The sequence below is a fragment of the Celerinatantimonas marina genome (genome assembly GCF_046054165.1).
GTDB lineage: Bacteria > Pseudomonadota > Gammaproteobacteria > Enterobacterales > Celerinatantimonadaceae > Celerinatantimonas.
Genome location: NZ_JBFNXK010000010.1, coordinates 59,616 through 86,127 on the forward strand (window position 1 = coordinate 59,616; position 26,512 = coordinate 86,127).

Annotated in this window: 22 protein-coding genes; 10 read left to right on the forward strand and 12 right to left on the reverse strand. The window is 45.7% G+C overall.

What is annotated here, in order from left to right; all coding sequences use genetic code 11:
- Positions 1 to 80 precede the first annotated feature (80 nt).
- The gene (locus ABUE20_RS12070; RefSeq protein ID WP_408620186.1) at positions 81 to 917 is read right to left on the reverse strand and encodes a hypothetical protein; all 837 of its coding nucleotides are present in this window, start codon (positions 915 to 917) and stop codon (positions 81 to 83) included.
- A 270-nt stretch (positions 918 to 1,187) separates the two neighbouring features.
- Here ABUE20_RS12070 and gpmA point away from each other — a divergent pair, with 270 nt between their 5' ends.
- Both gpmA and manD read left to right on the forward strand, forming a co-directional pair.
- The gene (gene gpmA, locus ABUE20_RS12075; protein WP_408620188.1) at positions 1,188 to 1,949 is read left to right on the forward strand and encodes a 2,3-diphosphoglycerate-dependent phosphoglycerate mutase; all 762 of its coding nucleotides are present in this window, start codon (positions 1,188 to 1,190) and stop codon (positions 1,947 to 1,949) included.
- Between the two features lie 421 nt (positions 1,950 to 2,370).
- A complete protein-coding gene (gene manD, locus ABUE20_RS12080) occupies positions 2,371 to 3,585 on the forward strand; it encodes a D-mannonate dehydratase ManD (RefSeq protein WP_408620190.1) in 1,215 nt (404 codons plus the stop codon).
- 189 nt (positions 3,586 to 3,774) lie between these two features.
- Here the strand turns inward: manD and ABUE20_RS12085 are convergent, their stop codons facing one another.
- On the reverse strand, positions 3,775 to 4,470 hold the full coding sequence (locus tag ABUE20_RS12085) for a GntR family transcriptional regulator (RefSeq protein ID WP_408620191.1): 696 nt from the start codon (positions 4,468 to 4,470) through the stop codon (positions 3,775 to 3,777).
- Positions 4,471 to 5,073: 603 nt separating this feature from the next.
- On the opposite strand from ABUE20_RS12085, the gene ABUE20_RS12090 reads away from it, so the two are divergent.
- The 3 genes from ABUE20_RS12090 (at position 5,074) to ABUE20_RS12100 (ending at position 8,177) form a co-directional block, all read left to right on the forward strand.
- Positions 5,074 to 6,150 (forward strand): FUSC family protein, encoded by a 1,077-nt coding sequence (locus ABUE20_RS12090; protein ID WP_408620192.1) that lies wholly within the window; start codon positions 5,074 to 5,076, stop codon positions 6,148 to 6,150.
- Between the two features lie 253 nt (positions 6,151 to 6,403).
- Positions 6,404 to 7,861, forward strand: coding sequence for a glycogen synthase GlgA (glgA, locus tag ABUE20_RS12095; RefSeq protein ID WP_408620193.1), 1,458 nt, complete (start codon positions 6,404 to 6,406; stop codon positions 7,859 to 7,861).
- A gap of 31 nt (positions 7,862 to 7,892) precedes the next feature.
- On the forward strand, positions 7,893 to 8,177 hold the full coding sequence (locus ABUE20_RS12100; protein ID WP_408620194.1) for a late competence development ComFB family protein: 285 nt from the start codon (positions 7,893 to 7,895) through the stop codon (positions 8,175 to 8,177).
- A gap of 34 nt (positions 8,178 to 8,211) precedes the next feature.
- On the opposite strand, the gene ABUE20_RS12105 is transcribed toward ABUE20_RS12100, so the two are convergent.
- Both ABUE20_RS12105 and ABUE20_RS12110 read right to left on the reverse strand, forming a co-directional pair.
- Positions 8,212 to 8,997 carry a tRNA-uridine aminocarboxypropyltransferase gene (locus ABUE20_RS12105; RefSeq protein ID WP_408620195.1) on the reverse strand — a complete coding sequence of 262 codons (786 nt, stop codon included), beginning with the start codon at positions 8,995 to 8,997 and terminating at the stop codon, positions 8,212 to 8,214.
- 137 nt (positions 8,998 to 9,134) lie between these two features.
- The gene (locus tag ABUE20_RS12110; protein ID WP_408620196.1) at positions 9,135 to 11,285 is read right to left on the reverse strand and encodes an EAL domain-containing protein; all 2,151 of its coding nucleotides are present in this window, start codon (positions 11,283 to 11,285) and stop codon (positions 9,135 to 9,137) included.
- 433 nt (positions 11,286 to 11,718) lie between these two features.
- On the opposite strand from ABUE20_RS12110, the gene ABUE20_RS12115 reads away from it, so the two are divergent.
- Positions 11,719 to 12,792 carry an isopenicillin N synthase family dioxygenase gene (locus tag ABUE20_RS12115; protein WP_408620197.1) on the forward strand — a complete coding sequence of 358 codons (1,074 nt, stop codon included), beginning with the start codon at positions 11,719 to 11,721 and terminating at the stop codon, positions 12,790 to 12,792.
- Positions 12,789 to 13,721: a hypothetical protein gene (locus ABUE20_RS12120; RefSeq protein WP_408620198.1), complete on the forward strand. Its 933-nt coding sequence runs from the start codon at positions 12,789 to 12,791 to the stop codon at positions 13,719 to 13,721. Before ABUE20_RS12115 ends, ABUE20_RS12120 begins: the two co-directional genes overlap by 4 nt.
- A 41-nt stretch (positions 13,722 to 13,762) precedes the next feature.
- Here ABUE20_RS12120 and nikR read toward each other — a convergent pair whose 3' ends face one another.
- The 7 genes from nikR to ABUE20_RS12155 all read right to left on the reverse strand — a co-directional run bounded on the left by nikR (position 13,763) and on the right by ABUE20_RS12155 (position 21,389).
- Positions 13,763 to 14,221 (reverse strand): nickel-responsive transcriptional regulator NikR, encoded by a 459-nt coding sequence (gene nikR / locus ABUE20_RS12125; RefSeq protein ID WP_408620199.1) that lies wholly within the window; start codon positions 14,219 to 14,221, stop codon positions 13,763 to 13,765.
- Positions 14,222 to 14,303: 82 nt separating this feature from the next.
- The gene (gene glnT / locus ABUE20_RS12130; protein ID WP_408620200.1) at positions 14,304 to 15,674 is read right to left on the reverse strand and encodes a type III glutamate--ammonia ligase; all 1,371 of its coding nucleotides are present in this window, start codon (positions 15,672 to 15,674) and stop codon (positions 14,304 to 14,306) included.
- A gap of 142 nt (positions 15,675 to 15,816) precedes the next feature.
- Positions 15,817 to 16,599 (reverse strand): creatininase family protein, encoded by a 783-nt coding sequence (locus tag ABUE20_RS12135; RefSeq protein ID WP_408620201.1) that lies wholly within the window; start codon positions 16,597 to 16,599, stop codon positions 15,817 to 15,819.
- Positions 16,599 to 17,501: an ABC transporter ATP-binding protein gene (locus ABUE20_RS12140; protein WP_408620202.1), complete on the reverse strand. Its 903-nt coding sequence runs from the start codon at positions 17,499 to 17,501 to the stop codon at positions 16,599 to 16,601. The genes ABUE20_RS12135 and ABUE20_RS12140 overlap by 1 nt, the downstream gene beginning before the upstream one ends.
- 9 nt (positions 17,502 to 17,510) lie before the next feature.
- Complete coding sequence (locus ABUE20_RS12145; RefSeq protein ID WP_408620267.1) at positions 17,511 to 18,431, reverse strand: ABC transporter permease; 921 nt, start codon at positions 18,429 to 18,431, stop codon at positions 17,511 to 17,513.
- A gap of 136 nt (positions 18,432 to 18,567) precedes the next feature.
- Positions 18,568 to 19,545, reverse strand: a complete 978-nt coding sequence (locus ABUE20_RS12150) for an ABC transporter substrate-binding protein (protein ID WP_408620203.1) — start codon at positions 19,543 to 19,545, stop codon at positions 18,568 to 18,570.
- A 392-nt stretch (positions 19,546 to 19,937) separates the two neighbouring features.
- Positions 19,938 to 21,389, reverse strand: coding sequence for an FAD-dependent oxidoreductase (locus ABUE20_RS12155; protein ID WP_408620204.1), 1,452 nt, complete (start codon positions 21,387 to 21,389; stop codon positions 19,938 to 19,940).
- A gap of 234 nt (positions 21,390 to 21,623) precedes the next feature.
- On the opposite strand from ABUE20_RS12155, the gene ABUE20_RS12160 reads away from it, so the two are divergent.
- From ABUE20_RS12160 to ABUE20_RS12170, 3 genes are all read left to right on the forward strand, one after another.
- On the forward strand, positions 21,624 to 22,148 hold the full coding sequence (locus ABUE20_RS12160; RefSeq protein WP_408620206.1) for a DUF2937 family protein: 525 nt from the start codon (positions 21,624 to 21,626) through the stop codon (positions 22,146 to 22,148).
- 177 nt (positions 22,149 to 22,325) lie between these two features.
- Positions 22,326 to 23,021: a hypothetical protein gene (locus tag ABUE20_RS12165; protein ID WP_408620207.1), complete on the forward strand. Its 696-nt coding sequence runs from the start codon at positions 22,326 to 22,328 to the stop codon at positions 23,019 to 23,021.
- A gap of 155 nt (positions 23,022 to 23,176) precedes the next feature.
- Positions 23,177 to 24,088 carry a LysO family transporter gene (locus ABUE20_RS12170; protein WP_408620208.1) on the forward strand — a complete coding sequence of 304 codons (912 nt, stop codon included), beginning with the start codon at positions 23,177 to 23,179 and terminating at the stop codon, positions 24,086 to 24,088.
- A gap of 9 nt (positions 24,089 to 24,097) precedes the next feature.
- Here ABUE20_RS12170 and arcB read toward each other — a convergent pair whose 3' ends face one another.
- On the reverse strand, positions 24,098 to 26,449 hold the full coding sequence (gene arcB, locus ABUE20_RS12175) for an aerobic respiration two-component sensor histidine kinase ArcB (RefSeq protein WP_408620209.1): 2,352 nt from the start codon (positions 26,447 to 26,449) through the stop codon (positions 24,098 to 24,100).
- Positions 26,450 to 26,512: the final 63 nt, after the last annotated feature.

The following is a 26,512-nucleotide window of genomic DNA, read 5'->3' on the forward strand; positions in this document are numbered from 1 at the left end:
ACACTCATGAATTTTTTTATAAACATTGATTTTAAATATAGCTTAAAGGAATAATCAGCCTACGATCTTGATCTACTTTATTATTCCTGAGAAAGCGCATGACCCGGACACACTACGTGCTGAGCTTTTAAATGATACATTTCAATCGATGGATCGCTAAAAAAACCGACTTCCCACGGATTTTTCGCAATAAAAGCTTCTTTAATCGGCTCAAATAATGGATGCGTCGCCGGGATCTGATAAGCATCTGCTGCGATTAAACTATAATTCCACTCGATCGCCTCGGAATAAGTAAACACCGCTCGGGAATCAATCGCAAAATAGCAACGCGACTGACGTCGCAACAATTTCGCTTTAAAGGTCTGTGGCAACGTGATGAAGAAAATATCATCTTCATCGGATGAAAGAAAAGCGAGCACGGTGGTATGGGGCCGCTCTAACGCATAACTCACCAACACTCCGATTTTATTTTCCTGCTCCCGCAAATCAAATTCAGGAAGCTCAGTCAGTGACGTATCCGGCAACGCTTGCTCTACACGATCATCCTGAGGGAACTGATATCCCGGTTGTTGGTAATGAAGCACGATCTCCATTCCCCAAAACAACTGATATTCAACGGGAGCCACTCGGACACGGTTCGGCTGAATTTGTACAATTTCACCTTTATATGAACAGCGATAAACATTCAAAGAAGCATCATATTCACTCACGCCAGTCCGATTATCCAGATGGATAGTCATCAAATCGCCGATTTGAAACTGGTGTCCTTTACGAAACTCCAGAATAAGCTGACCGTCCGCTAAAATTTCTACACCACAGATATACACTTCACAATCATACACCGCGGTGTTCAGATAATGTGCGGCCACGCCTAATTGATGCTGACCTAACCAGCCCTGAAGAGTCTTTGCATCCATACCCGATCTCCTAAATAAGAATGTTTACACTATCCCATAAATTATCGTTTTCCGTACAAAAAACCCAAAAAACCACGATCCGAATCAATTCCTGAAGAGCCAACAAAAAGTTTACATATAAAACATCATTGCAACTTGACGATTATCACTCAGATACCGATGATGGGAACATAATAATTTCAGAATTGCCTTTCCGGGATACTGAACTCGATAACACCGTATGGAGCAACATTATTCATCGACAGTTAAAGCAATCGGTTAGGAGGATTCATGGCCCCGATAAAACTCGTATTAATTCGTCACGGACAAAGTCTGTGGAATCAGGAAAATCGCTTCACCGGATGGGCTGATGTCCCACTTTCGGCTCAGGGCGTAGAAGAAGCCAAACAGGGCGGACAACTCATCAAAGAAGCCGGGCTGACCTTTGATGTCGCCTATACATCGCGTCTGAAACGCGCCATTAAAACGCTCTGGTTGGTACTGGAAGAGATGGACCTGATGTGGATCCCAGTGCACCGCAGTTGGCAACTCAACGAGCGTCACTATGGCGCGCTACAAGGGCTAAATAAAAGTGAAACCGCAGCTAAATATGGAGATGAGCAGGTTCTGATCTGGCGACGCAGCTTTGCTACACTGCCCCCATTACTGGATGAAGACAATGAATATTTCCCGGGGAATGACCCGCGTTATCAAGATCTATCACCTCAGCAATGGCCTAAAGCCGAAAGCTTAAAAACCACTATCGATCGCGTGCTCCCTTACTGGAATGAAGTCATTGCTCCCGATTTGAAAAAAGGGAAAAAGGTATTAATCGCCGCTCACGGCAACAGCTTAAGAGCCCTGATCAAATATCTGGATCAAATCTCTGAAGAAGAAATTGTCGGGCTCAATATTCCAACCGGTATTCCATTAGTCTATGAGTTTGATGAAAATCTCAAACCGCTCCGGCATTATTATCTGGGCGATCAGGATGAAATCAACCAGAAAATGGCTGCTGTTGCCCAGCAAGGTAGTGCTAACAAAACCGAATAGATACGGGAAATAAATGCTAATGGCGTACAAAGGGTCATATTCAAAACCACCGGTTACGCCATTGAGCTTGCAACCGTCTAACTGATCATTGAGATTGATAGATCAGCTTTAGAGGCAAGTTGTGGGAGAATAGCCCGCGCTAAAACACCTTTCGCATCACAATTCAAATCGTTTGGTTTTACTCTTCCCTTCACAAGTAACGCCAAAATCAGACGGGTTCATACCAATTTTGAGAGAGTCACTAGAGTCTGTTGCTCTCTCATCCCACACCGTTATCAAGAAATAGTTTCGATCACAAAGTTTCCGTTTTTTCTATCAATCGACAGATGAACCATCCCGAAGTGCGGTTCATATCACATTTTGGCCTTAGACATACTTGTATGGTAGTCATCATGTTAAATCAAATGAAAAGAAAACAACCATGAAAATTGTGAATGCGGAGGTATTTGTTACCTGTCCGGGACGTAATTTTGTCACTCTAAAAATTACCACTGAAACCGGGGTCACCGGTCTAGGTGATGCCACCTTGAATGGACGAGAGCTTGCTGTTACGTCCTATCTAAAAGATCATCTTTGTCCCCAACTGATTGGGCGCAACGCCAATCAAATTGAAGATATCTGGCAATTTTTCTACAAAGGGGCTTATTGGCGCCGTGGCCCGGTCACTATGTCAGCTATATCGGCAATTGATATGGCTTTATGGGATATCAAAGCCAAAGTAGCCCATATGCCTCTTTATGAACTATTAGGCGGTGCTTCCCGCACCGGTGTCATGGTGTATTGCCATACCACCGGCCATACCATTGAAGAAGCCCTTGAGGATTACGCGAAACACAAAGAGATGGGCTTTAAAGCCATTCGGGTTCAATGTGGCATTCCAGGGATGAAAACGACTTATGGAATGTCTAAAGGAAAAGGTCTTGCTTACGAACCCGCAACCAAAGGAAACTGGCCTGAAGAACAAATCTGGTCCACAGAAAAATACCTCGACTTTACCCCGAAACTATTTGAAGCCATTCGTAACGAATTCGGTTTTGAAGACCATTTGCTGCATGACTTACATCATCGTCTCACCCCCATCGAAGCGGCTCGTTTTGGTAAAGCGGTTGAACCCTATCGACTCTTCTGGATGGAGGACCCAACACCGGCTGAAAATCAGGAATGCTTTCGTTTAATTCGCCAGCATACCGTCACTCCCATTGCGACTGGGGAAGTGTTCAATAGCATCTGGGATTGTAAACAGCTGATTGAAGAACAACTCATCGATTATATCCGTACGACCTTAACTCATGCCGGGGGTATCTCTGGTATGCGCCGCATCGCAGATTTTGCCTCCCTTTATCAAGTGCGAACCGGTTCTCATGGCCCATCTGATTTGTCACCCATTTGTATGGCCGCGGCGCTGCACTTTGATTTATGGGTTCCCAACTTCGGAGTTCAGGAATACATGGGATATAGCGACCAAATGCTGGAGGTCTTCCCACACCATTGGACATTCGAACAAGGTTACATGCACCCAGGAAATGAACCAGGTATTGGAATCGAGTTCAATGAAAAATTAGCTAAAAAATATCCATATGATCCGGCCTATTTACCCGTGGGTCGCTTAGAAGATGGCACCGTATGGAGTTGGTAGGAGAAAAAAATGAAAAGTATTGTGATTGAACAACCCAATCAATTAACTGTTGCCGAACGCCTTGATCTGGAGCTAGCTCAACTGGATCCCAAATAACCCGCGCACTCTCCATAAAAAGCGCCTTTCTTCCCATCGGCGCTTTTTATGGACATGAGATCAAGCGGCATTCGTCTCAATCAACAGCTCTCGTTAGTTTTGAGTTTCAAACCAGTCCGCTTTGGTCATCAGAATATCATCAATCACCTCAGGGACATCGTCCAGATGTGCAGCCAATAATGCAGCCGCCCGCTCATCATTATGCTGACGTAAAGCTTCGATTAAAGCCTGATGTTCATTTACGACCTCATCCATACTCTTGTCACGCTTAATATCCAGATACCGAACCCGATCCATTGAAGTCTTCAGATTATCAATGGTATCCCAAGCTAATTTACAATCGGCAAACAGAGCCATCTGCTGGTGAAAAGCATCATCTTGTCTGAGAAATTCTCGATAATTCTGCTCGTGAATGGCGGCTTGCTGCAATCCGATAATTTCGTTCAATACTTTTAACTGAGCCTCAGTAACGGTCTGAGCTAGATTTTTGACTACCGCACATTCAATGGCTGAACGAATAAACTTACCATCCATCACCGCTTTAATACTGATTCGGGTAACTACGCTACCTCGTTGCGGATAAATTTTCAGTAAACCGCATTCGGCCAATTTAATGAACGCTTCCCGAACAGGCTGTCTGGAAACCTCCAACGATGCCGAAATGGCTTTTTCTGACACACTACTACCTGGCTCGATTTCACAGGTAACAATGGATTCTTTTAAGTACTGATAGATCTGACCACTGACGGAAACCGGCTCTTTAATTGTAAACTGAGGATTATTTATCATAGAAATATACTGATTCATTATTACGGTGAAACACTGACCACCCAACCACTAACCGCATCTACAATAGCAGGTTCTACCATGAAGGTACGAATATTACCGCTTGGGATATGGATTTCTTGCTATTCTAGCGTGCGCCTTTCCAAACAAAACATGAGTACCTCCAACGGTGGCAAAACGCATCACCAAAGCTCCACAAACTCTAACAATATTAAACGGCCATCGAGCCTACCGAATTCGTTGCCCCCCTATCATGTGATGACAGCAGATCCATAGATCTCATGTACCGTAACATTTGATGATTCAAGAAGATGTGCTCAGCACAATGTTTAACAACATGTTGTCATGTCTTTTTAGCATCAAAAAATCTAATCTGAAGGATAGCGCATTTAAAAGGATACCGATTTTAAATCGGTATCCTTTTTATCTCTGTAACAAACGGTTTTTTTCAAATAGTTATTGTGCTAAATCAATATATTATTTTTAGTTCGGTTTATATCAAAACAAAGATTCAAAAATACTTATTTTCCCTACTTTTATGTCGAACTTGACTTCGTTAAACTCTTCGTTCCCATAACTGTTAGCCTAACGATTGACGGAAGCATCGTGCGCCTTAACCAGCAAATCAGTCCGATTGAAAATTGGATCTATCGCCATTACCGGGCCGTTCATGGCATTCGTGTCGGACTTGCCTTTGTATGTACGTTTATGTTCATCAGGCTCTCAAATATTCCCGAGGGCAGCTGGCCATTAATTACGCTGGTCGTTCTATTAGGGCCCATGTCATTTTGGGGTAATGTCATGTATCGGACGTTGCACCGAATTTCAGGCACCATTTTTGGGGCCTCATCAGGGATGGTCGCTTTATATCTGGAACTTTATTCCCGTCCACTTATGCTGATCTGGTGTGCTATCACCATGTTTTTCTGCGGTTATCTGGCCTTAGGAAAACGACCTTATATGGCGCTATTGATCGGAATTACACTCGCAGTAGTCGCCGGTGCAGCTCCCGGAGATATCCACACGGCATTATGGCGCAGTGGTGATGTGATTTTAGGGGCTTTATTTGCATTGCTGTTTGCCAGTATCTATCCACAACGGGGGTTTATTCACTGGCGCTTGCAGATGAGTGATGCCCTTTCAGCATTAGGTAAAATTTATAGTGCCTACACATCAATCAATGTGATTGAACGCCCCAATCTGTCAGAAAAATTACAACTCGAGTTAAATCGAGTGGTAAAAATGCGGGCCTTTATCAATTCGGCCAGTCGTGAAACCCAAGTCAATCTGGAACATTTTAATCAGTTACAAACAACCTGCCGCGATCTAATCTCCACCCTCAAACTTTTGATCGAAAGTTACTGGTCATCACGAGATGGGCGATTCTGGATGATCAATGCGCAGGTTCTGCGTAAAACCAGACGCCTGACAGCAGAAAACCTTGAACATTTGGCAGAATTACTCACACTTGGGGTTAAACCCGACAGTGATGAAAAAATCACTGCCATTACCCATGAAATCACCGAAGTTTTGGAACAATTTGAACCCGATATTCATTATAAACCCGCAACTGATTCATCGATTTATGGCTATATTTGGCTGACTCGCCAAATGGCGGTTCAATTAAAAGAGCTGGAACGACTCATCATGGCGGTCATGGTTAAAGATAAATCGTCAAAATAGCGCTTTAATACGTAGGTTGACCTGTGGTTGGTGAATTTTTCAAAGTTCATTTAAATGTGCCATTTTTAATACTTCCAATCGTTCTATTTTGAATAAATTTCGCTACTTAAGAATGGTCCGTTCTCTGCTGTTATCTGAATATCTATCTTTTCAGTGCGATTCGCTCTATTCTTTTTGTTAATGAAATCAGTTACTCCATCTCATAAGATCCCGATTCGATGGAGAGAGTCATCTGATCGTAAGGAGCATCTGCGTGGACAACCCACTAAAAATTTTGTTTGTCTCATCAGAAATAGAAAGTCTGGTCAAAACCGGTGGATTAGCCGATGTAGCTAAGTCTCTACCGTTAGCCCTTCAGCAACAAGGCCATCAGGTGACACTGATGATGCCATACTACCGCACCATGGCCCGACACGATGAGGTCCAGTACATCACTGATATTTATGTTGAAAATGCACATGGAGCAGCCTTGCGGGTCCCCGTATTATTATTAAAAATCGGGGAAATCAATGTGTATTGTTTGGAACAGAACAACTACTTTGATCGACCTCAGCTTTACAGCGAGGGCGAATACGGCTATCCCGATAATGGCGAACGATTTGCTTTTTTTAGTGCCGCAGCGTTAGCGTGTAGCGCAGCTTTAGATCTCGATCTGGATATTATTCATTGTAATGATTGGCATACCGGGCTGGTCCCTTACTTACTTAAAACTCGTTACGCCGAGCACCCTCGGTTACATCGCGTAAAAACCGTATTAACGATTCACAATGCCGTATTCCAAGGCATATTCGAACATCAACAATTCAGTTTTTTGGGACAAGACATTATTGCGCCATTAACGGATCGCTTATTAGATGGTTACCAATGTATCAATATGCTAAAAAGTGGTATTCGTTATGCGGATAAAATTACTGCGGTCAGCCCGAACTACGCTCAGGAACTATTAACCCGACTGGGGGCTCACGGGCTTCATGAGTTTTTTCAGCAACGCCAGAATGATTTAGTTGGGATCATCAATGGTTGTGATTATAACGACTGGAATCCGGCGACCGATCCTCTTCTTCCCAGCCATTATCAGGTTGATGATTTAACTGGGAAAAGCCAATGTAAGCAGGCCCTGCAGCAAGCAGTCAATCTACCGGTAATACAACAGCGCCCCATTTTCGGCATGGTCTGCCGCCTCACCGAACAAAAAGGATTTTATCTATTACTGCCGGCACTGGAACAGTTTTTACATCATCATGTTCAGGTCATCATTGTCGGAACCGGTGACAGTCGAATTGCCGAACAACTCATGGCCTTACAAGCGCGCTTTAGCGATAAACTAGTGTTTATCAATGCCTACGATAATAAACTAGCCCACCTTGTCGAAGCCGGAGCCGACTTTTTCTTGATGCCATCGCTATTTGAACCTTGCGGATTAAACCAGATGTATAGCCTCGCTTATGCAACATTGCCGATTGTCCGGGGCGTGGGGGGATTAAAAGATACGGTTCGAGATTACGATGCCGACCCATCACAAGCCAATGGATTTATTTTTTATCAGCCAGAATCGGGAGACCTTCTCAACATTCTACGCCGTGCTCTGCTACTCTATCTAGAAGACCCCGAACAGATGCAACAGATGCAGTATCGGGCCATGCAGCAACATTTTAGCTGGCAGCACGCCGCGAGACTGTATAGCGATTTATACCGAGAAGCTTTACTGTAAGCGACGTAACCTCAATGTCAGGGAGGCCATCATGCAAGTTTCAGAATACGTTCATAATGCGATGGAAAACCTCGTGGATGATGTAATCATTTCTCGTCATTTGCATGAACATTATTCAACTGATTTTATTGATGATCTGGTTTGCATTAGTCTGAACCGACTCCCTTCCCGATATATCTGTTTTGACGTCGATCTGCTCTCTCACTTTGGAGAAGATGAGTATCAGGAGCTCAATGAGCAGGTCCGTCAAACAGTGAGTGAAGTGGAACAATATTTACTGAACGATCCCCGGCAACATCGCTCCCGAAATCGTTAACGACCATCATCGTTCCAATAATCAGGCGATATACCTATAAATCGGCCACAGGTTCACTCAGTGTCACGCCTGCAGCTTGCTCAAGAGCATCCATATATGCTTTTTGTAATTGCACAAGTGGTCTTCGAACAAAATCAGAATCCTTACTGGTTGCCATTAAACTGGCTTCACAGAACACTTCGAACCAGCTTAATAATACATCAGCATTAGCCTGCTCCCCTGCGGCTGCCAGTGCCAACGCAGCCACTTCAGCCGTTGCCAACTGGAATCCCAAACTTCCTTTGCGCAAACTATAATCGCTGGGAGCTTTATCCAAATTAAATGACAACAATGGGAAATGATGCAACCACGGACTTTTCCGATACATTTTATGAGCTTCTCGCCAGGTGCCATCCAGCAAAATAAATAGCGGCTTTTTCCCCGTTGGTTGTAAATCATGGGCCGTAGCCAGAGGCTGTGATTCTAATGCATTCTGGGTCGGGAAGATCACGATCGGCTGGTATTCAGGATTAGCCAACAAGGTCAGTAATTCTGTCGAGGTCTGCATTCGAGACCAGATAAAGCCATAGGTATCCGGGATGATATCAGCAATTAATCCAGCACTATTGCTCGGTTTTAAAACCTCAAAATCGTACATAATCAAGCAAAAAGCACAATTTGAAACCACGGATTGTTTCAAATGACACTGACAAAATTTCTGAGCCAAATGGCAATGCGGGCAACGAATAATCTGATACCCTCGAGCCTGATAAGGTCGGGTACTCTGTTTCAAACGCTGTTGATACAGTCGCTCAATCGCATGAGGAGGAACGGTAGACATGAATAACCTATAAAAAATAATTAAGGCCTGTTGAGCTGGGGTGGTCTAATTCAGATAGTACACTCACTAAAAGAGCTCAAGTTGAATAAGACTTCTATCAAACAGATGAGCCGATACATCACAGCTCGGCAACAGCGTTACAACTGATTAAACGGGGTGGGTTTGCTAAATAAAAATCCCTGAAACGTCTGACATCCCAAAGAGCGCAACACATTAAGCTGCTCCACGGTTTCCACACCTTCGGCAACAACTTTTAACCCCAAACTACGAGCAAGCTCCACAGATGCACGGATAATACTGGCATGTTTTTGAGAGTCAATAACCCGCTCAACAAAAAAGCGATCAATTTTTAAAGCTTCAACCGAGATACTCACAAGCTGAGCCAAAGACGCATGACCGGTCCCAAAATCGTCAATAAAAATAGAAACCCCTAACTGACTTAACTGATTTAAGCGCTGCTGTGTCTGTGTATGATGTGAACATACCGAGGTTTCAGTCAGTTCAATAGCCAACCGTCGGCATAGTAAAGGCGATCGTTGATAGCTTTGGATCAAACTCTGATAAAACGAATCATCTAGTAATTCTGGCCCCGCCAGATTAATCGATAATGGAATATCTTGATCAAGCGTTTTCGGCCACTGGTCAATCAATTGCGAAGCCTCGGCTAAAACCAACCTTGCCAGAATGCTATACCACTGACATTCTTCAACACTCGGCATAAATTCAGCAGGCGACATCATTCGACCATTCACATCAAATAACCGGGCTAAACATTCATAACCTACAATCCGACCATCTGCTAAGGTTTGTGCCTGTAAAAATAACTTCAACCGGCCTTGATTCAACGCATCATAGATCAGCTCCTGCTGCTGACTATGCTGTAATGCAACCCGTCGATACTGAGGGCGATACCACACCCAAGGCAAATACTGAAAACTCTGATTCAGAGCAATATCACACTCTTCCAGCAATTCAAGACCTGTCGCATCTTCCCGCATATGCGTTAAACCAGCTTGCCAGTGTATCGAAATATGATCACCATCCGGTAAAGGCTGACCAGGTTCTTGCTCCAAAATAGCAGCCAACTGATCAACCCATTGCTGCTCTGTATTTTCCGCCAGCGGCCCCATCAGTAAAATTTTAGCGCCGGTGAAACGATAACAACAAAAATCGTCCCCAAGACGAAGCTGTAATTGTCTCGCTATTCGTCTTAATAACCAGTCTCCAACTTCATTCCCCTTCTGGATATTCAAATTACGCAAATTATTAATCTTAACTACCGCCAGAATATTCTGAGGAGACTGAAACTGTACATACTGACTGAACCACTGGTGATAATCACTCAATCCGGTGACCGGGTCTACAGCATAGCTCCGCCCCTGAGATACGGATAAAACTTCACTATCCGCCATAAAGCATTGCACCAATAACGCATTGTGATGCTCCAGCGCTTCTACTTTTAAGCGATAATCAGTATTCACAGATTGCAATGAAAGACCATGCGGGGCAAACAATCTAGCCCGGGGAACTCGCTGGAAAAGTTCTGAAATATGGTGTTCGATAGCAGGATCCTGTTTAAGCAAGAGTTTTGCCTGAGAATTAAAATGAAGGATCGCACCTTCAGGGTCACATAAAAAAGCAACACCACGACTATGATAAAACAGCTCCTGACAACGCTTGATACTCTGCCGCCAGTGCCAAGCATGATATTTATTTTGACGGGTTTGTCTTCTTAAGATCTGTTGCTGCTGAACAAAAAACACCGGGAAAATCAACATCAGACAAAAGATAGTTCCAAACCAATATTGAAGCAGATATTGCTGAGAATATTGCCCCATTAACAGCGGTGAAGTAAAAAAGATAACGGGATAGGCAATGAGATTCACGCCCATGATCCAGTAAACCAACCGATGATATCCGACACAAATGCAGAGTAATGGTAAACATAGAATCACCGAAATCATAAGCTGAAAATAAGAGACCAGCGTATGAGTCCACAGAGTCGTGCCCAAAAGGACTAATAAGCTAAGGCTAATCAGAACAATAGACCAACGACGACGATTCCGACTCAAACAAACTACACCCCCACTCAGCGCCAATACAGAAATGAATGGATACGTCAGATCATTAAATTTGAGCAATTTAAAGACGTAACCAAGCGTAACGGAAGCAATTGCCCCCACTAAAAAGATCCGGAGCCATCCGTCACAGAGTCGGTCTGAATGTAAGGTGAAGATACGTTGCTTACAAAGCTGCAACATTCGTTGTACTGAATGGATCACGGCCATCCGCCAATCACACCTATGCAAAATCGAATCAGACTATCCTAATCATAGTGTTAATACTTATCAATTAAATTTATTGAAAACTTCCTCAATAGTACCTTTTATCTAGTTGATAATTCGAAATTAATTAGTACTTTTATGGTAAGGACTAGTCATGAAATATATAAAATATATTTTAATTGGGTGTTAGAAACACTCAATCCATCTATTTAGCTGTATCATGAATTTACATCTCAATCACAATTAATATCGGGTAAGGCATTTCAAACGAATATGATTACATTCTGTTCAAATCAAGATTGAATTTCAAAATAGAACTCGGTAGGATTTTTTTATCGGGACGACCCGAGCGATTGATCCAATCAGATCAATCAATATCATTCTGGACGGCCAGGTAACTCTCTCATAGCAACATCGCCAGATTACAGGAGCTACCATGAATACGTCCTCTTATCGCAACTTTCAGAATATTCCCGTGGTGGATATTTCTTTACTTTATTCCGATGATTTATCACACCGGCTTAAAGTTGCAGAGCAGATCAAAACGGCCGCAAGTCAGGTCGGTTTTCTTTACATTACCGGTCATCAAGTTCCGGCCTCAACAATAGACAACTTAAAACAGGCTGCTGAAACATTTTTCATGCAACCTCATGAATTAAAAATGCGTAGTTATATTGGCTACTCTTCAAACCATAGTGGCTACGTCCCTGAAGGAGAAGAGCGATTCTATTCCACAACGCCACAAACAACGCCTCCCGACCACAAAGAATCCTACGATATTAGTTTTGAACTTAACGATATGCGTTTTGCTCGGCCAATGCTGGGCAAAAACCAATGGCCCGAATTAGTAGGGTTTCGAGAAGCGGTGAGCGATTATTATCAGCAAGCGTTTCAGCTGGGCCAGTTATTGTTTCGTGGTTTTGCTCTCGCGCTGGGTCTACCGGAATCTACGTTTGTCGAGCAAGCCCAAATGCCCCCCAGCCAGTTACGAATGGTGCACTACCCTTATTCCCAAGCTCGACAGGCTCAAGAAGGTATCGGTGCGCATACGGATTATGAGTGTTTCACACTTTTATTACCGACTGCCGATGGCCTGGAGGTCTTAAATGGACAGGGACAATGGATCGATGCACCATTTCGTCCGGACTGCTTTGTTGTCAATATCGGTGACATGCTCGAGGTGCTCTCTAATGGCCGGTTTATCGCGACGTCGCACCGGGTTAGAAAAGTACAGCAGGAGCGCTACTCCTTTCCATTATTTTGCAGTTTAGATTATGACACCTGTGTTGAACCGATTCTGCCTCCGTTACCCGGTAATAAGGCTGATCAATATGGCCCCATTATCTGTGGCGATCATCTTTACTCCCAAACGATTCACACGTTTCAATACCTGCAAAAACGCCTGCAAGACGGTGATATCACACTGCCTCAGAGTGCAAAACCTATCGCAACGTTTGGGCAGTTTAAAAATGTCCAGACCAATATCCACCCAGCGGAAGATCCATCATGAATTTATGCGCACTAGCACAAACCACTCATCTTTCTTCTCCGTCATCGCTTCCGCTCTGGATGCTCGGGGCATTTCGCCGGCGTAGTATCAGTTTTGCAGACGGTGTAACCGATACGGACACTCGGGTCTTCTGGCTGCAAAGCCGCAATCTCACGATTGATCTGCGATTGCCGAAACCAGAAGAGCAACACGCTCAGGCTCCTCTCGCCGACACGCTCAATCTGGAAGGCTGGTATGCACAGACAATTTGGCAAGATGAGCAGCTCAGTTGGCAAAACGGCTGTAGCTATCAATTGCATGACCGTTGGCCCGAACCGGCCCAACTCAAACGGATCGGCAACTGTATGGTCGAATTTGCGCCCAGTGGGGCCTATGTCGAAGATTGGCGACTCCTGACACTGCAACCGGGCCCACTTATTGGTCTGGAATTAGTCAGTGAAACCGATCTTGAGTCAGGCCAGACACGCCAACGAAAAGGGGCGCTCATCATGAATGGCCAACATGTCGGAATCGTGATTGGCAGAGATGATCCAGATCGAGAACAGGCATTATGCTCTCAGGGAGAGACCTTAAGCCATCACTACCACCAGCTAACAGAAACGACCGAACAAACGTGGTTGCTTGATTTTGAGACCCATATTGCGCTTCGCCAGCCGGACGGCCAATTTCAAATAGAGCAGAGTCTGGACGTTGCTCGCTATGGAACCTATCTTGATCTGGAAGGATTTGCCCTTGCCTCTCAGGCCAATTTTCTCACGCAACAACTCATTCATCATGGTCGACGTATCCAGCGGCTATGGCGAGTGGATTGTTTAGAGTCGGCGTTTCCCTATCAAGCGGCGACTCCCATGTCATCCGAAGCCGCCCGAAATTGGCGAAAGCAAGAACAAGCCACACTGGATCGCTATACCCGAATGATCACCGAGTAACATGGGTATTTCGTAAAAATAGAGATTTCATGATGTAGCCACTAGGGGCTGTCGGAGTGTTTCTCAGGTAGCGGATGAATCGGTGGAATAATGTAGGAATTTAGCAACAATTGACCATATAAAACGCCTTTGAGGGTAATCATTTTATCGGCAATCATATTGAGCTTATCCGCCGGCCCCTGTACCAATATCACCGAAAGCGTATTGGTATGGGTCAGATTGATATTCAAACTGGAGATCACTTCATCAATAAATTGGTATTGCAGATCATGGAGCTTTTTATGAAGTCCCGGTGTGGCATGGTTATACACCAGATTGACCGTACCGGTCATCACATCACTTCCCTGCTGCGCTTTATGCTGATTAAGCTGAAGGCTGATCATGTCACAAATCGCCTGAGAACGACTTTCAAACCCACGCTCATCGACCATGCGATCCAATCCAGCCAGAAGCGCTTCAGGTATTGAAACACTAATGCGACTCAGCTTGTCTTTACTCATGCAGGTTTTCTCTCCTTAAATCAGCGTGATCAAGCACCCTCGCCAACGGCTCTGATAGACTCAGAGCCGCATCGTCTTTTACTTAAAACAAGTGACTATAACGTTCAATTTCCCAGGCACTGATACTCAGATGGTATTCATTCCATTCCTGTTGCTTATAACGAATAAACTCATCTTTGAGCTCTTTGCCCAGAACCTGTTCAATGAATGGATCATCCGCAAAGGCCTGAATGGCTTCCTGCAAGGTTCTTGGTAAAAAGCCAATCCCCAATGCTTCACGTTGCTGTTCGGTCATTTCATACAAGTTGGCTTCCTGAGGTTTGCCGGGATCGATCCCTTCACGAATACCCTCCAACCCCGCGGCAAGCGCCAGTGCAGCAGCCAGATAAGGGTTAACCGCACCATCGGCATTGCGGGATTCACAACGTCCTCCGCCCATCGGAACGCGTACCGAATTAGTCCGATTATTTGAGCCATAAGAGTTAAATACCGGAGCCCAGGTAAAGTACGGCATATCCCCCTGACGAACCAGACGTTTATAAGAATTCACCGTCGGCGCGAATACTGCACATAAGGCCGGGCCATGTTTCAAGATCCCTCCGATAAACTGGTAGCCCAGTTTCGTTAATCCCAATCCATAAGGATCCGCGTCCCGATCAGCCTTAAACAGGTTCTCACCCGAAGCCAAATCGTATAAAGACATATTAAAGTGCGCCCCATTCCCGGTCTTATTGGCAAACGGTTTTGGCATAAACGTTGCCAACAACCCGGCTTCTTTGGCATAAGCTTTGGCCATTAATTTAAGGAATGTGAAACGATCACACATCGTCAATGCATCAGCGTAATCAAAATCGAATTCAAACTGACCATTCGCATCTTCATGATCAAAGGAATACAGTCCCCATCCCAAGTCTTGAATACTGCTGGCCATCCGATCCACCCAGTTAAAATGACTCAGAAACGCCTGTGTGTCATAACAAGGCTTTTTCAGTTTGTCGTCTGGATCGACGGTACTTAATGTCCCATCGTCATTCTTTTTTAGCAGGAACACTTCCGCTTCAATACCGAGGTTCATGCCAAGCCCCATCGCTTTAGCCTGTTCCAGTACCTTCTTTAGAAGAACCCGTGTATTAAGTGCATAAGGTTCGCCATACAAGGTGTTATCTGCTGGCATCCAGGCAATTTCAGGTTGCCAGGGCAACTGAATTATCTGGTTTAGATCAGGCACCGAGGCAATTTCATCGTCATTCGGGGCTTGCCCCAAACCATCCAATGCATAGCCGGTATACAGTTCAGAGCCATGAGCCATCGCGTGAAGATGATCAAGCGGGACGATTTTCCCTTTCGGGATCCCGTGAATATCCACATAAGTCCCCATGCAATATTTCACGCCTTTTTCACCCAGATCTGTTTGGATTGCGGTGATTTCTGCATCGGTTTTGGTCTCAATCATGTCATTTTCCTTTTTCCAATGATATTGACCCGGCTGAGCCGTTAGGGCGGCTAGCCGAAAATTTCATCGAGCGCAGATGCATAAGGCATCTTTACCCATATTTTCGCCGGGAAGTGAATGGGTGCTGCACTAAAAGCGGCCGCTATGCGCCGTGCTCACCAGAGCGCACCCGCTGGTGATAACTCTGTGCTAACGGAGCTTCCTCCTGACTGGCTTTCATTAAAATCTCAGTCAAATCATCCAGCATCCACTGATAGAGCTCTCGGCCCTTCGCGGTTGTGGCACGCGATGGAAAACCGGTGACACCATTTTGACTGGTTCGATTGACGGGATGACTGAAGATACAATCTTGGGTCCGGTCTGGATCATCGGCACTCGCTCGTTTATCTTCGCGTACCAGTTCCGGATGCAACGCCATCATCAACGCGGTTTCAGCATCATTGGCATGCCAATCATCGGCATCGCTGAAATGAGCGTATTTCACTCGCGGCGTTAATTGCGCAGTATGCAAAAGGGCAACCATAAAGCCATCGTGTCGGGCCCGCAGTATTTCTAAAGCGCACCGTAGCGGAGCTTCATTGGTGACATGACCATTGACCAAAATCAGTCGCCGAATCCCCGCCGATTGCACCCAATCGCCGAGATCAGAGATCACATCAATCAGCGTTTTGGGATTGAGAGCCAGCGTTCCGGGCCAGCGTTTGGAATGCCCGATCGAACAGCCATAAGGTAACGTCGGTAACAATATAACCGGCGTTTGGCGGGCGGCATCAGAGCATAACGTATGCGCAATGGCCGTATCCATTCCGCATCCCATATGGGGCCCATGTTGTTCAGTTGCCCCGATAGGAAGCAGCGCAGTATCTATGCCTGCTTGCACCGCCTCGGCAACTTCTTCCCAGGTCATGTGATGTAAATCGTACATTACAAAATACTCCCGACATCCGAAGCGATATTCACCATATTGACCAGATTCAGATGTTCCTCTTCATCTTGCCCGGGAGGATGGATCAACCGTTCAATATGCAGCTTCGTGGCTAAAAATTCATCCGATAGAGCTTGTTCTGGATGTCGGGGCTGAGGCACCGGCACTTCAATCAACTCTTCAACTTCTCCGGGGTTGGCCTTTAACACCAACACCCGATCCGCTAAATAAACCGCTTCATCTAAGTCGTGCGTGATGAAAAACACGGTAACATCGATGTTTTTCCAGATTTCCATCAGATAAGCCTGCATTCTAGCCCGAGTTTGCGCATCTAAAGCCCCAAACGGTTCATCCATGAGTAGGATCTTAGGTTGATTCGCCAAAGCCCGAGCAATCGCGACCCGTTGTTTCATTCCCCCGGAGAGCTGATCCGGATAATGATTTTCAAATTTACCCAAGCCAATTAATTCCGCCCATTGACGCGCTTCGGCTTCGGCCGTGAATTTACTCTGGCCGCTCTCAATCAGTCCAAACATGATGTTCTGTTTGACCGTGAGCCACGGGAATAAGGTATAAGCCTGAAACACCATGCCCCGCTCCGGACCCGGTTTCGAAACCGGCTTTCCGTCCAAAAGCACTTCGCCGGAAGTCGCCGATTCCAATCCGGCCAGAATGCGGATCAAGGTCGACTTACCACAGCCAGATGGCCCAATCACACACACGAATTCACGTTTGTAAACCTTGAGATCAATCTGATTTAACGCGGTGATGAGTTGACCATCATGGGTCTGAAACTGTTTGGTCAGCCCTTTTACTTCTAATGTCACCGGACGTTGTTTTAAGCGATCAAAGCGATCTTTGACCGCTTCACTCTGACGCCGGTAATCCAGTTGCTCGCTCATCAGGATCTCCTATTGGACTTTTTTCCACGGGAACAAACGGCGCCCTATCCGGGCCAAAATCAGGTCGGTCGTCAGACCCAGAATGCCAATCATAATGATGGCCGCAAACACGTTATCAAAGTTCTTGTATCGCGCTTGTTGCGTAATAAACCAAGTGATACCGGAACTAGTGCCAATCAACTCAGCGACAATCAAATAGGTCCATGCCCAGCCCAGTAAAATTCGGGTGTCACGATACAGATCCGGTAAAATTCCCGGGATCACAATCCGAAACAAGAGCGAGCGAGGTGTAGTGCCTAAGGTCTGCCCGGCTTCTAACAGTGCCGGGTCCAGTTTGCGAGTGGTATTGGCGACCACTAGGACCTGTTGAAAAAAAGTACCGATAAAAATAATGGCAATTTTCGGTGCCTGATAGATGCCTAGAATCGCCACCGCCAAAGCCCCAAACGCAGGCGCGGGCAAATAACGAAAAAACTCGATAAACGGTTCAAATAGCCGGGAGAAAAAATCGTAGGTCCCCGCTAAAATGCCAAGGGGGATCCCAATGACCGACGACAGAACAAACCCCCAGAAGATCACCTGCAAACTACTCCACAGGCTTTCATGGAGCCATTTTTCACTCCGACGTACAGGTTCGGTGGTAAACGCCGTATAAAATGCCCGAGCGACTTGATGGGGAGCCGGAAGATAAACCGGATTAGCGGGACGTCCTTCCGGCAAAGCCTTCCCGGCTTTTTTTGCCTTTAACGACTCTAATTGAAAGACTTTTTTATCGACCAGCATATTCGGACGAAAATAACTCACGGAGCCGGGAGATGAGATCTTAACCTCAGGATGCCAAATAAAAGGCACATAGCTCACGAGGCACCAGATGCCTATCGGCAATGCAAAACTTAACAGCGATACCAGCAGCCTTACCCGGTGAGGCATAGGTCTGTTGACCACAAAAATCGACATAAATTAGGTCCTACACAGTTTTTGCAGATACTCCCTCATGGCCAATCATGCCAAGGCAACCGCCATGAGGAAACGAGCGAAAGGTGGCCACGAAAGACCACCTCTGTGCTTATTTCACAGCTTTCATTAAACTCATATCGATATATGAATCGATGGGCTGCGGCTTCGCATAGACCTTGTTGGCTACGTTAAAGTCATCTGAGATTTGACTGGAGCCGTAAATGGATGAGAATCCTTTGGCTTTTTTCGCGTATTTCAGCGCTTCTTGAATATTCATGATATGGGTTCCGGCAAGAAAGCTCTTATACGCTTTAGGGCTGAGACCCACCCGGGCCGCCATAATCGAAATCGCGTCATCTCGCGTGGCCGGATCGTTCAGGTAAGCCACTGCCATATCCCATACTTTCAGCACTTTGGCCCATTCTTCACGGTGTTGAGCAAGGCTGGTCGGGGATACGGCCAGAACATCATAAATGAGCCCCGGTTCATCCGCTGAGGTGAAAATAGGCGATGATCCGGGAACCAAACTGAGCGCCTGACCGGAACTGGGCTGCCATGCCCCGATGGCATCAACCTGACCGGATGCGAGTACCTGAGGGGTTTCATTGGTTGGAACATTCACTAGTTCCACATCTTTTTCGCTCATGCCATTTTTTTCTAATGCCTTGAGCAGTAACAGGTGATCCACAAAACCAATTTCAACCCCTACTTTTTTACCTTTTAAATCTTTAATGGAGGTAATGCCCGGAGCACCCACTACCATATCGTTGCCATCGGAATAATCGTTAATGAGGATCATCACGTTTTGAGCGCCGGTCGCTCCTGTCACCAACGCGTCGCCATTGGTTACTGAGACGGCATCCAATTGGCCACTGGCGAATGCATCCAGACTCGCGACATAGTCAAACCATTCAAAATCAACATCGACGCCCACTTTTTTAAACATGTTTTTTTCGATGGCGATTTCCCATGTCACCCATCCGGGCCAGTCGCTGTATCCAATTTTAAGGGGTTCGGAAACGGCGGCCGTCGTGAACATTAAACTCGCTATTGCTAGTAATAAGGTACTCACCAAACGCTTCATCATTAGATTCTCCATAAATGTATCCAATGTACAGAAAGAGGTATTACGAATCTTCCATTTCGTAATACCAAATAAAGCAATGGATATGCCACTGTATAAAGATCAGACAAAGTGATGATGTATTCTTCACTCGTGTTGCTTAGAAGTGTACGGCGGGATGAACAGAAAAAGTTTTTACTTATCAATAAGTAATTTTCAGGAAAATATAAAATTAAGAACAAACCAAATCAGTAACTTTTTATTTAAAACAAATAAACAAAAAACAAACAACTGCAACATTAAGTGACTTCAGCCTACACCGTGCCCCTTTTTGCTCATTATGTGTGCATAGATGCCCTGAAGGATCGCATAAAATGTGATCCAATTAACAATTAACGCTGGCCGAATCATAACTATTATTGATGGACGGTTGACCCTTCCTGATTGTTTTTATAACCCGCCGCTAAGGCTTGAGGATAGTGCCGATGCACGACAATATCCGTAGCGGTACTATTGAGATGTTCCATTTCAACGGCCGCTGGATACATCAATGGCGATCCGGCCACAGGCAACGCGACATCCGTATATTGCTGTAACTGCCGCAAAATATCATCGGCAGCGGTCAATGCTGAAGAGAACTTCACGATTTCACTACGCGCATAGCGCTCGCCTACAAAACTAGCGCCACTCACCCGTTGCTGCAAATCACTCCCAGGAATTTGCTGGGCGCCCGATAACGGCCGAGCCGTTAATACCGCCCCTTCAAAAGAGGGAATAAACGCAGCAATATGCTCAATAGCGGCTCTCGTACGCTGCTCAATAAGAGCCTGAGGCCATCGTCCTTCCGCTAACGCTGCTAACTGTTCAGGTAATCGGGGCTGAGCACTATTGGGCGAACTCTGAGCGATGCCTTGCTCAAATAAGGTAATTCCGGGAGCCATCCCATGTAACTGAAACACCCCCTCCCCATAAGGAGTGAGCTGCGCCATACCCTGTTTAGTGCCCCGCTGTCCATGAATCACGATTTCCGGCCACAGGCCCTGAGCTTGTGGCCAATGCACTAAATAGGCCGCTTTAAATTCCACCAGTCGCTGCTTCGAAGCACCGACTAAGTCATCAATTTCGCCACTACGATAACCGGCGGCATTAATGACGTAATCCACTTTTAAAGCATGCGCTTGTTGCTGCTGTTGATATGTGATCTGCCAGCAATCATCCTGTTGCCGAAGCCGTTTAACAGCACTGTTTAAATGGACTGACAGCGAGGGCAAGCGCTCGGCGGCCAGTGTCACCATCGCCGCCACTCGAAACAAACTCATGCCATATTCTTGCACTAATAGCACCGGATATTTCAACTGGTCCAAGTCCAGTTGCTGCGCCGCATTGACCAGCCAATCCTCCGCTGAACTCGCCGTAACCGGTACGGCACGTTGCGCAATCTGCTCTAGTTGTTCCCGCGAGAACAACCGATAATAATCCTCACTTGCGCCCAAAACCTGATTCGCATGATCCTGTTCAATGAGCTGCTGATAACGGTGTCGCAATAGTTTAAGGCGCGGTAATATCTCATCAACCTGCCCTTGGTCTCGCTTCGGAACGGCAATCAGGGTGGGTCTGGGGCGCATCGCCATGGGGAAGCTACGCGCAGTTTGAATCGACTGCTCCAGTAATGTTAGGCATTGTTGATCCGATAATTCACGATACAGGCAGCCACCGGCATGCAAATGGCAAAACGGGGGACCATTGACCAGTTCCGGACCCTGTTCAAATAAATGAACCGACACTCCGGATTCAGCCAAACGCAACGCCGCAATACTTCCCGCAGCACCGCCACCGATAATAGCAACCTGAAAAGATGAATGGGACATCAATAACGCCTTACTTGCTCAACAGTTCGTTCTATTTTACTGGGCTGTGATACAAAATAAACCCGACAAAAAATATGTGATTTATCACTCGCTATATACACTTTAGTAGAGGCTGAAATCACTTTTATTTTGAATAAATAACGTTAGCATGTTCAAATAGTTACGTTAGTGACAGAGATTGCACACGGGAACGTGCAACCGTAACCACCGTTGCCGCTTATTAATGGAGTCTTTATGAAGTTTCTGGCTAATTTGTTCGATCGGTTATTATTCATTGCTGTCTTTTTAATCGCAATGCAACTTCCTCATTTTATTGATCTTTATCAGCAGAGGTTAGAAGGATTTGCCCAAGCTACTCAGCAACAGCTCGATCAATTTCAACAAATGGCCCAGCAGCAACAACAGCCATCCTTAGACCTATTTATCGAACAGATGCTCGCCAGCGATGATGCTGCGGCCCGACAAACCGGTCAACTGATCGAGCAGACAAATCAACAAAACACTCAGCTACAGAAGGCGGTTGTAGCCCTGGATTCATCCAATTTGTTCGCTCAGGTTTGGGCGGTCATCCGTTATCTTAAACCCGATCTGATTTCGGCAACCTTAAAACAATACCACTCAGCCATTACTCTCACACTCCCAGCATTGAGCTGTGGGCTGATTGCAGCTGTGATCGTTTCACTACTTAAATGGCTCCTCTTCTCTGGATTTCGTCGTCGCCGCCATTCATTTCGTCCCGGACCGAATCCGCTCCGATAACCCGAATGATAGGATAGATTTTCGATAGCGCTTTTTCCCGATGGGCTGTTGAGCTTTTATAATTATTTTACCCCCTGACAAGTCAGCCATCCATTGTGCCGAAAAGGATCTGAATATGAATCCAAACTCTGATAAGCTGACGCCCCGGGTATGGCTGCATGGATAAGTTTTCCAGATATGAAATTTCATCAAGCACTTGTTTCGCTTTATCTCTGGTTCATCACCGCACTCTTTGTGAGTTTTTCAGCATCCGCTCTCGCGGATGTGAAAACGAGTGCTTTAAGCTTTAACGACCTACAATTTTCGGATTGTCCCAGTTCAGCCATCGAACTGTTGCTATGGGATGCGCCTACCGTCAATGATGCCGATAGACCAACATTCAGACAACATATCCGTCAAGCGGACATGATCCTAATACCATCGCTTGCTCCCAAGGCACTAGCGCAGCAAAATGCTCGCCTGACACAATTACTGGGAAGTGACTGGCAACATCAGGCAAGTCGTGCAGAACAGGGGCAGCAAAGCCTGCTGTGGTGGAACAAAAAACGATTTCATCATCTGGGTGATTTTCAACAAGACGTAGGATCGACGCAAAAAATCTGGGTCATTTTAGGTCAGCTAAACGGACTATCTCTGGCGCTGTTCAGTAATATTGCGCCCCAACCTTATACATCAACACTCTCCAAGCAACCGCTGTTAAATCAGCGCCAGCAGGCCATTTTTAGTGGCATATTACCTTCTGGAGTCCCATTACCCGCTCAGTATCAGATCCAGCAACGACATCAGCAACATGTTCTGGCGACCCGTGGCGTAACTGTATGTGATAGTGCTCAAGGCGCTCATTATCGTTGGATCAAATTAGCCAATGAATAATAGCTGATCTTCGACAAATGCATATGGCACGACATGCAAGAAGCGAGATACACGATCAAGTGGCGATTTTAGATTTCACTCCGGAATAAAATCTCGTATATTGCGGGATTCTTCTTTATTTTGTTCATCTGTCAAGCCAAGGACGTGCCGTTGTCATGCTATTCAATATCGTAGTTATTCTGGCCCCTTTATTTTTAGGATATCTCTTTCATATTCGCTCGCTATTCTGGCTAAAAAAAATCAATGTAGCCTTGAGCGCAATGGTTTATATCATCCTGTTACTGATGGGGTACAACTTGGCATTTATCGATAACTTAGCCGATAATTTAACCCATTTAGCGACCATCACACTGGTCTTTATCGGATTACTTGGGATCTTTAATCTGGCTGCATTTTGGTTATGCCGCCGCTGGCTGAAAATTCCAACCGATATTCCAAACCAACAGAGGAGCCGTTTTTCACCGGCATTATTAAAAGATTCATTCAAATTGGTCGGGCTAGTTTTACTTGGCTTGGGGCTAGGTGTCTGGGGCGGATGGCATTTTGCCTATCAGGATAAACTCAGTGATCAGGCTCTGATGTTATTACTGTTTCTCATTGGGCTGCAATTGCGGGCTAGCAATCTGTCGCTGCGACAGATATTACTCGATTATCGGGGAATATTGATTGCTCTGGTGGTCTTTTTAAGTGGACTTCCGGCTGCATGGTGTGCGGCTCAAATTCTGGATATTCCAACGCCACTGGCTCTGGCACTCAGTAGTGGTTTTGGCTGGTATTCCCTATCAGGGATCCTGATCAGCGGTCAGGTCAACGCGCTCATGGGCAGTAGCGCCTTCTTTATTGATCTGCTCCGGGAAATGCTGGCTTTATTTTTGATCCCACTGCTCATGCCCAAAGCAGCCACCGGGGCCATCGGTTTCAGTGGTGCCACAGCAATGGACTTTACACTGCCGGTCATTGCCAAAAATGGCGGGCAGCGTTGTGTGCCAATTGCGATTGTGAGTGGCTTTCTACTTTCACTGGCCTGCCCGGCGCTGATCGCTATCTGGTTGTCACTCTATCACTAATCCAAACTATTATTGTTGGTCGTAGTGATCGAGCCACTGTTGCAGTGCTGTGATATCCGTATCTCGCGCATCTTTCAGCAGATTAAACCAGCGATTTAGATTTTCTCGCCATGCCGGAAGCTCGGGGCTTTGCATCTGATTGGCTAGTTGTTGCATGCGCGCCAATCCAACCGATCCGGCAGCCCCTTTAATTTTATGGGCTTCACTGACAATCCCATCGTCATCCTGGGCCATTAAATTGGATGCCAAAATCCCAATATATTCATCAATCGTCTGTTCAAACAAATTAATATTTTGACGGAATCCTTTGGTCCCAATAACCCCACAAAACTCATTTAAAAAAGTTTCATTTAATATTCCGTCTTCTGAGATCAATGGTAACTCCGCTTCGGATTCGTTCTCCGTTACGGGCACCACATTAAAAAGCTGGTTAAAGACCCGATTTACCGCCGTTAATGACAACGGTTTGCGGATTACATCCACGATCCCATGCTTTTGGTAATCCGCTTTACTATTGACGACATTTGCCGTTAAGGCCACCATGGGCGGCAGTTGATCCTTGAACTGAAACTGCAATTGATCCGCTAATTCTAATCCCGTCATATCCGGCAGCTGAATATCCAACAGGAGCACATCAAAATCATCATTCTCAGCCACCAACTGCAAGGCTTCCTGACCAGTTCGAGCCACTTTAATTTCATGCCCTTGATTTTCCAATAAGGTGGTCGCGACCTGAATATTCAATTCCACATCTTCAACCAACAACAGATGCAGCGGAGGCAGTTCATCTTCATCTTCAATCGGCTCATCACCCTGACAAATCGTCACGGGCAGTCGCAATGTAAAACAAGTTCCTTGTCCAACCTCACTACGAACTGATAACGTTCCTCCCAACGCCTGCACAAACTGCTGAGAAACCGCCAATCCAATCCCGGTTCCCGTTGCCTGTTTACTATTTTCCACCTGATAATACATGGCAAAAATTTTATCCAGTTCTGCTTGCGCGATACCAATCCCCGTATCTTCAACTTCAAACACCAGCACACAATGCTCTTGCTGCCACTGTTCGACCGAAAAGCGGATCTGTACCTGTCCCTGTTCCGTGAACTTGGCGGCATTACTGGTCAAATTCCATAAAATTTGCCGAAGCCGGGTAGCATCGGTATCGACCCACTGCGGGATCTGCTCCGAGCAGTGCATTGAAAACTCAAGATTGCGCGACTGGAGTTGTAATACGGACAAGTGTTCAATGTCACTAAGAAAAGTCGGTAACTCCATCGGTGCTTTCGTGACGGTAAACCGTCGCCGGTCTAATTTATCCAGATCGATAATATCGTTAAAAATATTTCCCAGAGTTACGGCACTGATATAAATAGTCTGTAATTTCTGACGCTGATCGGCATTGAGTGGACTATCCAACAAAATTTGACTCAATCCAACCACCCCGTTTAATGGGGTCCGCAATTCATGACTCAACGTCGAAATAAATTCTGTTTTTTCACGGCTGGCCTGCTCTAACTCTTCCTGATAATGCTTGCGTTCGGTGGTATCTCGGCCAAAGCCCAGCAATCCCAACCGCTTGCCATCACTATCATAAAAAGGAACCTTGTGGAGCTCAAAATAAGCTTTGCGTCCATCAGGATACGTGAGCCACTGCGCATAGGTCATCCCGTGATCCGTTCTGAATACTTCTTGGTCAGTTTCTATCTCCAGCTTGGCCACATCTTCTGGATAAATTTCAACCGGCGTCAACCCGATCATTTCCGATTCACTTAATCCAGTCAGCTTAGCAACCGCCCGGTTACAACCAGAAAACACACTGTTTTCGCTCCGATAAAACACCAGATCCGGAGACGTATCGATAAAACTTCGCAGCAAAGAGCTTCGCTCTTCAAGTTCATTCTGAGCTTTCTGTCGATGCCGAACTTCCTGACGCAGCTCCTGCATGGTCTGCTGCAGTGCTTCTTCCGCTTTCGTCCGTTCACCGATCTCTGTATTCAACAGTTCAATATTTTCTTTTAGCTTTTGATTGAGCTGTAGATCTCGGGCTCGCATTTTTTCCAATTTACGGATCATTCGGGTCAAACGCTGTCTGGATTCTTCCAGTTGATCCACCACCACACTCATAAAAAATACCGCCCAAGGTGTGATGATGAGGCCAAAGAACACCGAACGGATCACATCCACTTGCGAAACGGTCCCCGTCAGCATAAAGGTAAAAATCATCTGGATCGCCAAGGCAACGACGACAATCAAACTGGCAAGGCTTAACGTGAATTTAAACAACCCCAACCGGGATAGCAGATGGACATAATAATGGGCGAGATTTCGAAGCGGCTTGACGATTAAATTGTCATCCATACCAAACTATCCATGAATCAAAAGGTGAGAATAAAACCATGTAGTAACATAACATCGTCATTA

What these genes read in the sequence shown, in the direction of transcription:
- ABUE20_RS12070 (WP_408620186.1), bottom strand. Translation starts at nt 917, where the DNA reads ATGGATGCAAAGACTCTTCAGGGCTGGTTAGGTCAGCATCAATTAGGC.
- gpmA (WP_408620188.1), top strand. Translation starts at nt 1,188, where the DNA reads ATGGCCCCGATAAAACTCGTATTAATTCGTCACGGACAAAGTCTGTGG.
- manD (WP_408620190.1), top strand. Translation starts at nt 2,371, where the DNA reads ATGAAAATTGTGAATGCGGAGGTATTTGTTACCTGTCCGGGACGTAAT.
- ABUE20_RS12085 (WP_408620191.1), bottom strand. Translation starts at nt 4,470, where the DNA reads ATGATAAATAATCCTCAGTTTACAATTAAAGAGCCGGTTTCCGTCAGT.
- ABUE20_RS12100 (WP_408620194.1), top strand. Translation starts at nt 7,893, where the DNA reads ATGCAAGTTTCAGAATACGTTCATAATGCGATGGAAAACCTCGTGGAT.
- ABUE20_RS12105 (WP_408620195.1), bottom strand. Translation starts at nt 8,997, where the DNA reads ATGTCTACCGTTCCTCCTCATGCGATTGAGCGACTGTATCAACAGCGT.
- ABUE20_RS12110 (WP_408620196.1), bottom strand. Translation starts at nt 11,285, where the DNA reads ATGGCCGTGATCCATTCAGTACAACGAATGTTGCAGCTTTGTAAGCAA.
- ABUE20_RS12115 (WP_408620197.1), top strand. Translation starts at nt 11,719, where the DNA reads ATGAATACGTCCTCTTATCGCAACTTTCAGAATATTCCCGTGGTGGAT.
- ABUE20_RS12120 (WP_408620198.1), top strand. Translation starts at nt 12,789, where the DNA reads ATGAATTTATGCGCACTAGCACAAACCACTCATCTTTCTTCTCCGTCA.
- nikR (WP_408620199.1), bottom strand. Translation starts at nt 14,221, where the DNA reads ATGAGTAAAGACAAGCTGAGTCGCATTAGTGTTTCAATACCTGAAGCG.
- glnT (WP_408620200.1), bottom strand. Translation starts at nt 15,674, where the DNA reads ATGATTGAGACCAAAACCGATGCAGAAATCACCGCAATCCAAACAGAT.
- ABUE20_RS12135 (WP_408620201.1), bottom strand. Translation starts at nt 16,599, where the DNA reads ATGTACGATTTACATCACATGACCTGGGAAGAAGTTGCCGAGGCGGTG.
- ABUE20_RS12140 (WP_408620202.1), bottom strand. Translation starts at nt 17,501, where the DNA reads ATGAGCGAGCAACTGGATTACCGGCGTCAGAGTGAAGCGGTCAAAGAT.
- ABUE20_RS12145 (WP_408620267.1), bottom strand. Translation starts at nt 18,431, where the DNA reads ATGCCTCACCGGGTAAGGCTGCTGGTATCGCTGTTAAGTTTTGCATTG.
- ABUE20_RS12150 (WP_408620203.1), bottom strand. Translation starts at nt 19,545, where the DNA reads ATGATGAAGCGTTTGGTGAGTACCTTATTACTAGCAATAGCGAGTTTA.
- ABUE20_RS12155 (WP_408620204.1), bottom strand. Translation starts at nt 21,389, where the DNA reads ATGTCCCATTCATCTTTTCAGGTTGCTATTATCGGTGGCGGTGCTGCG.
- ABUE20_RS12160 (WP_408620206.1), top strand. Translation starts at nt 21,624, where the DNA reads ATGAAGTTTCTGGCTAATTTGTTCGATCGGTTATTATTCATTGCTGTC.
- ABUE20_RS12165 (WP_408620207.1), top strand. Translation starts at nt 22,326, where the DNA reads ATGAAATTTCATCAAGCACTTGTTTCGCTTTATCTCTGGTTCATCACC.
- ABUE20_RS12170 (WP_408620208.1), top strand. Translation starts at nt 23,177, where the DNA reads ATGCTATTCAATATCGTAGTTATTCTGGCCCCTTTATTTTTAGGATAT.
- arcB (WP_408620209.1), bottom strand. Translation starts at nt 26,449, where the DNA reads ATGGATGACAATTTAATCGTCAAGCCGCTTCGAAATCTCGCCCATTAT.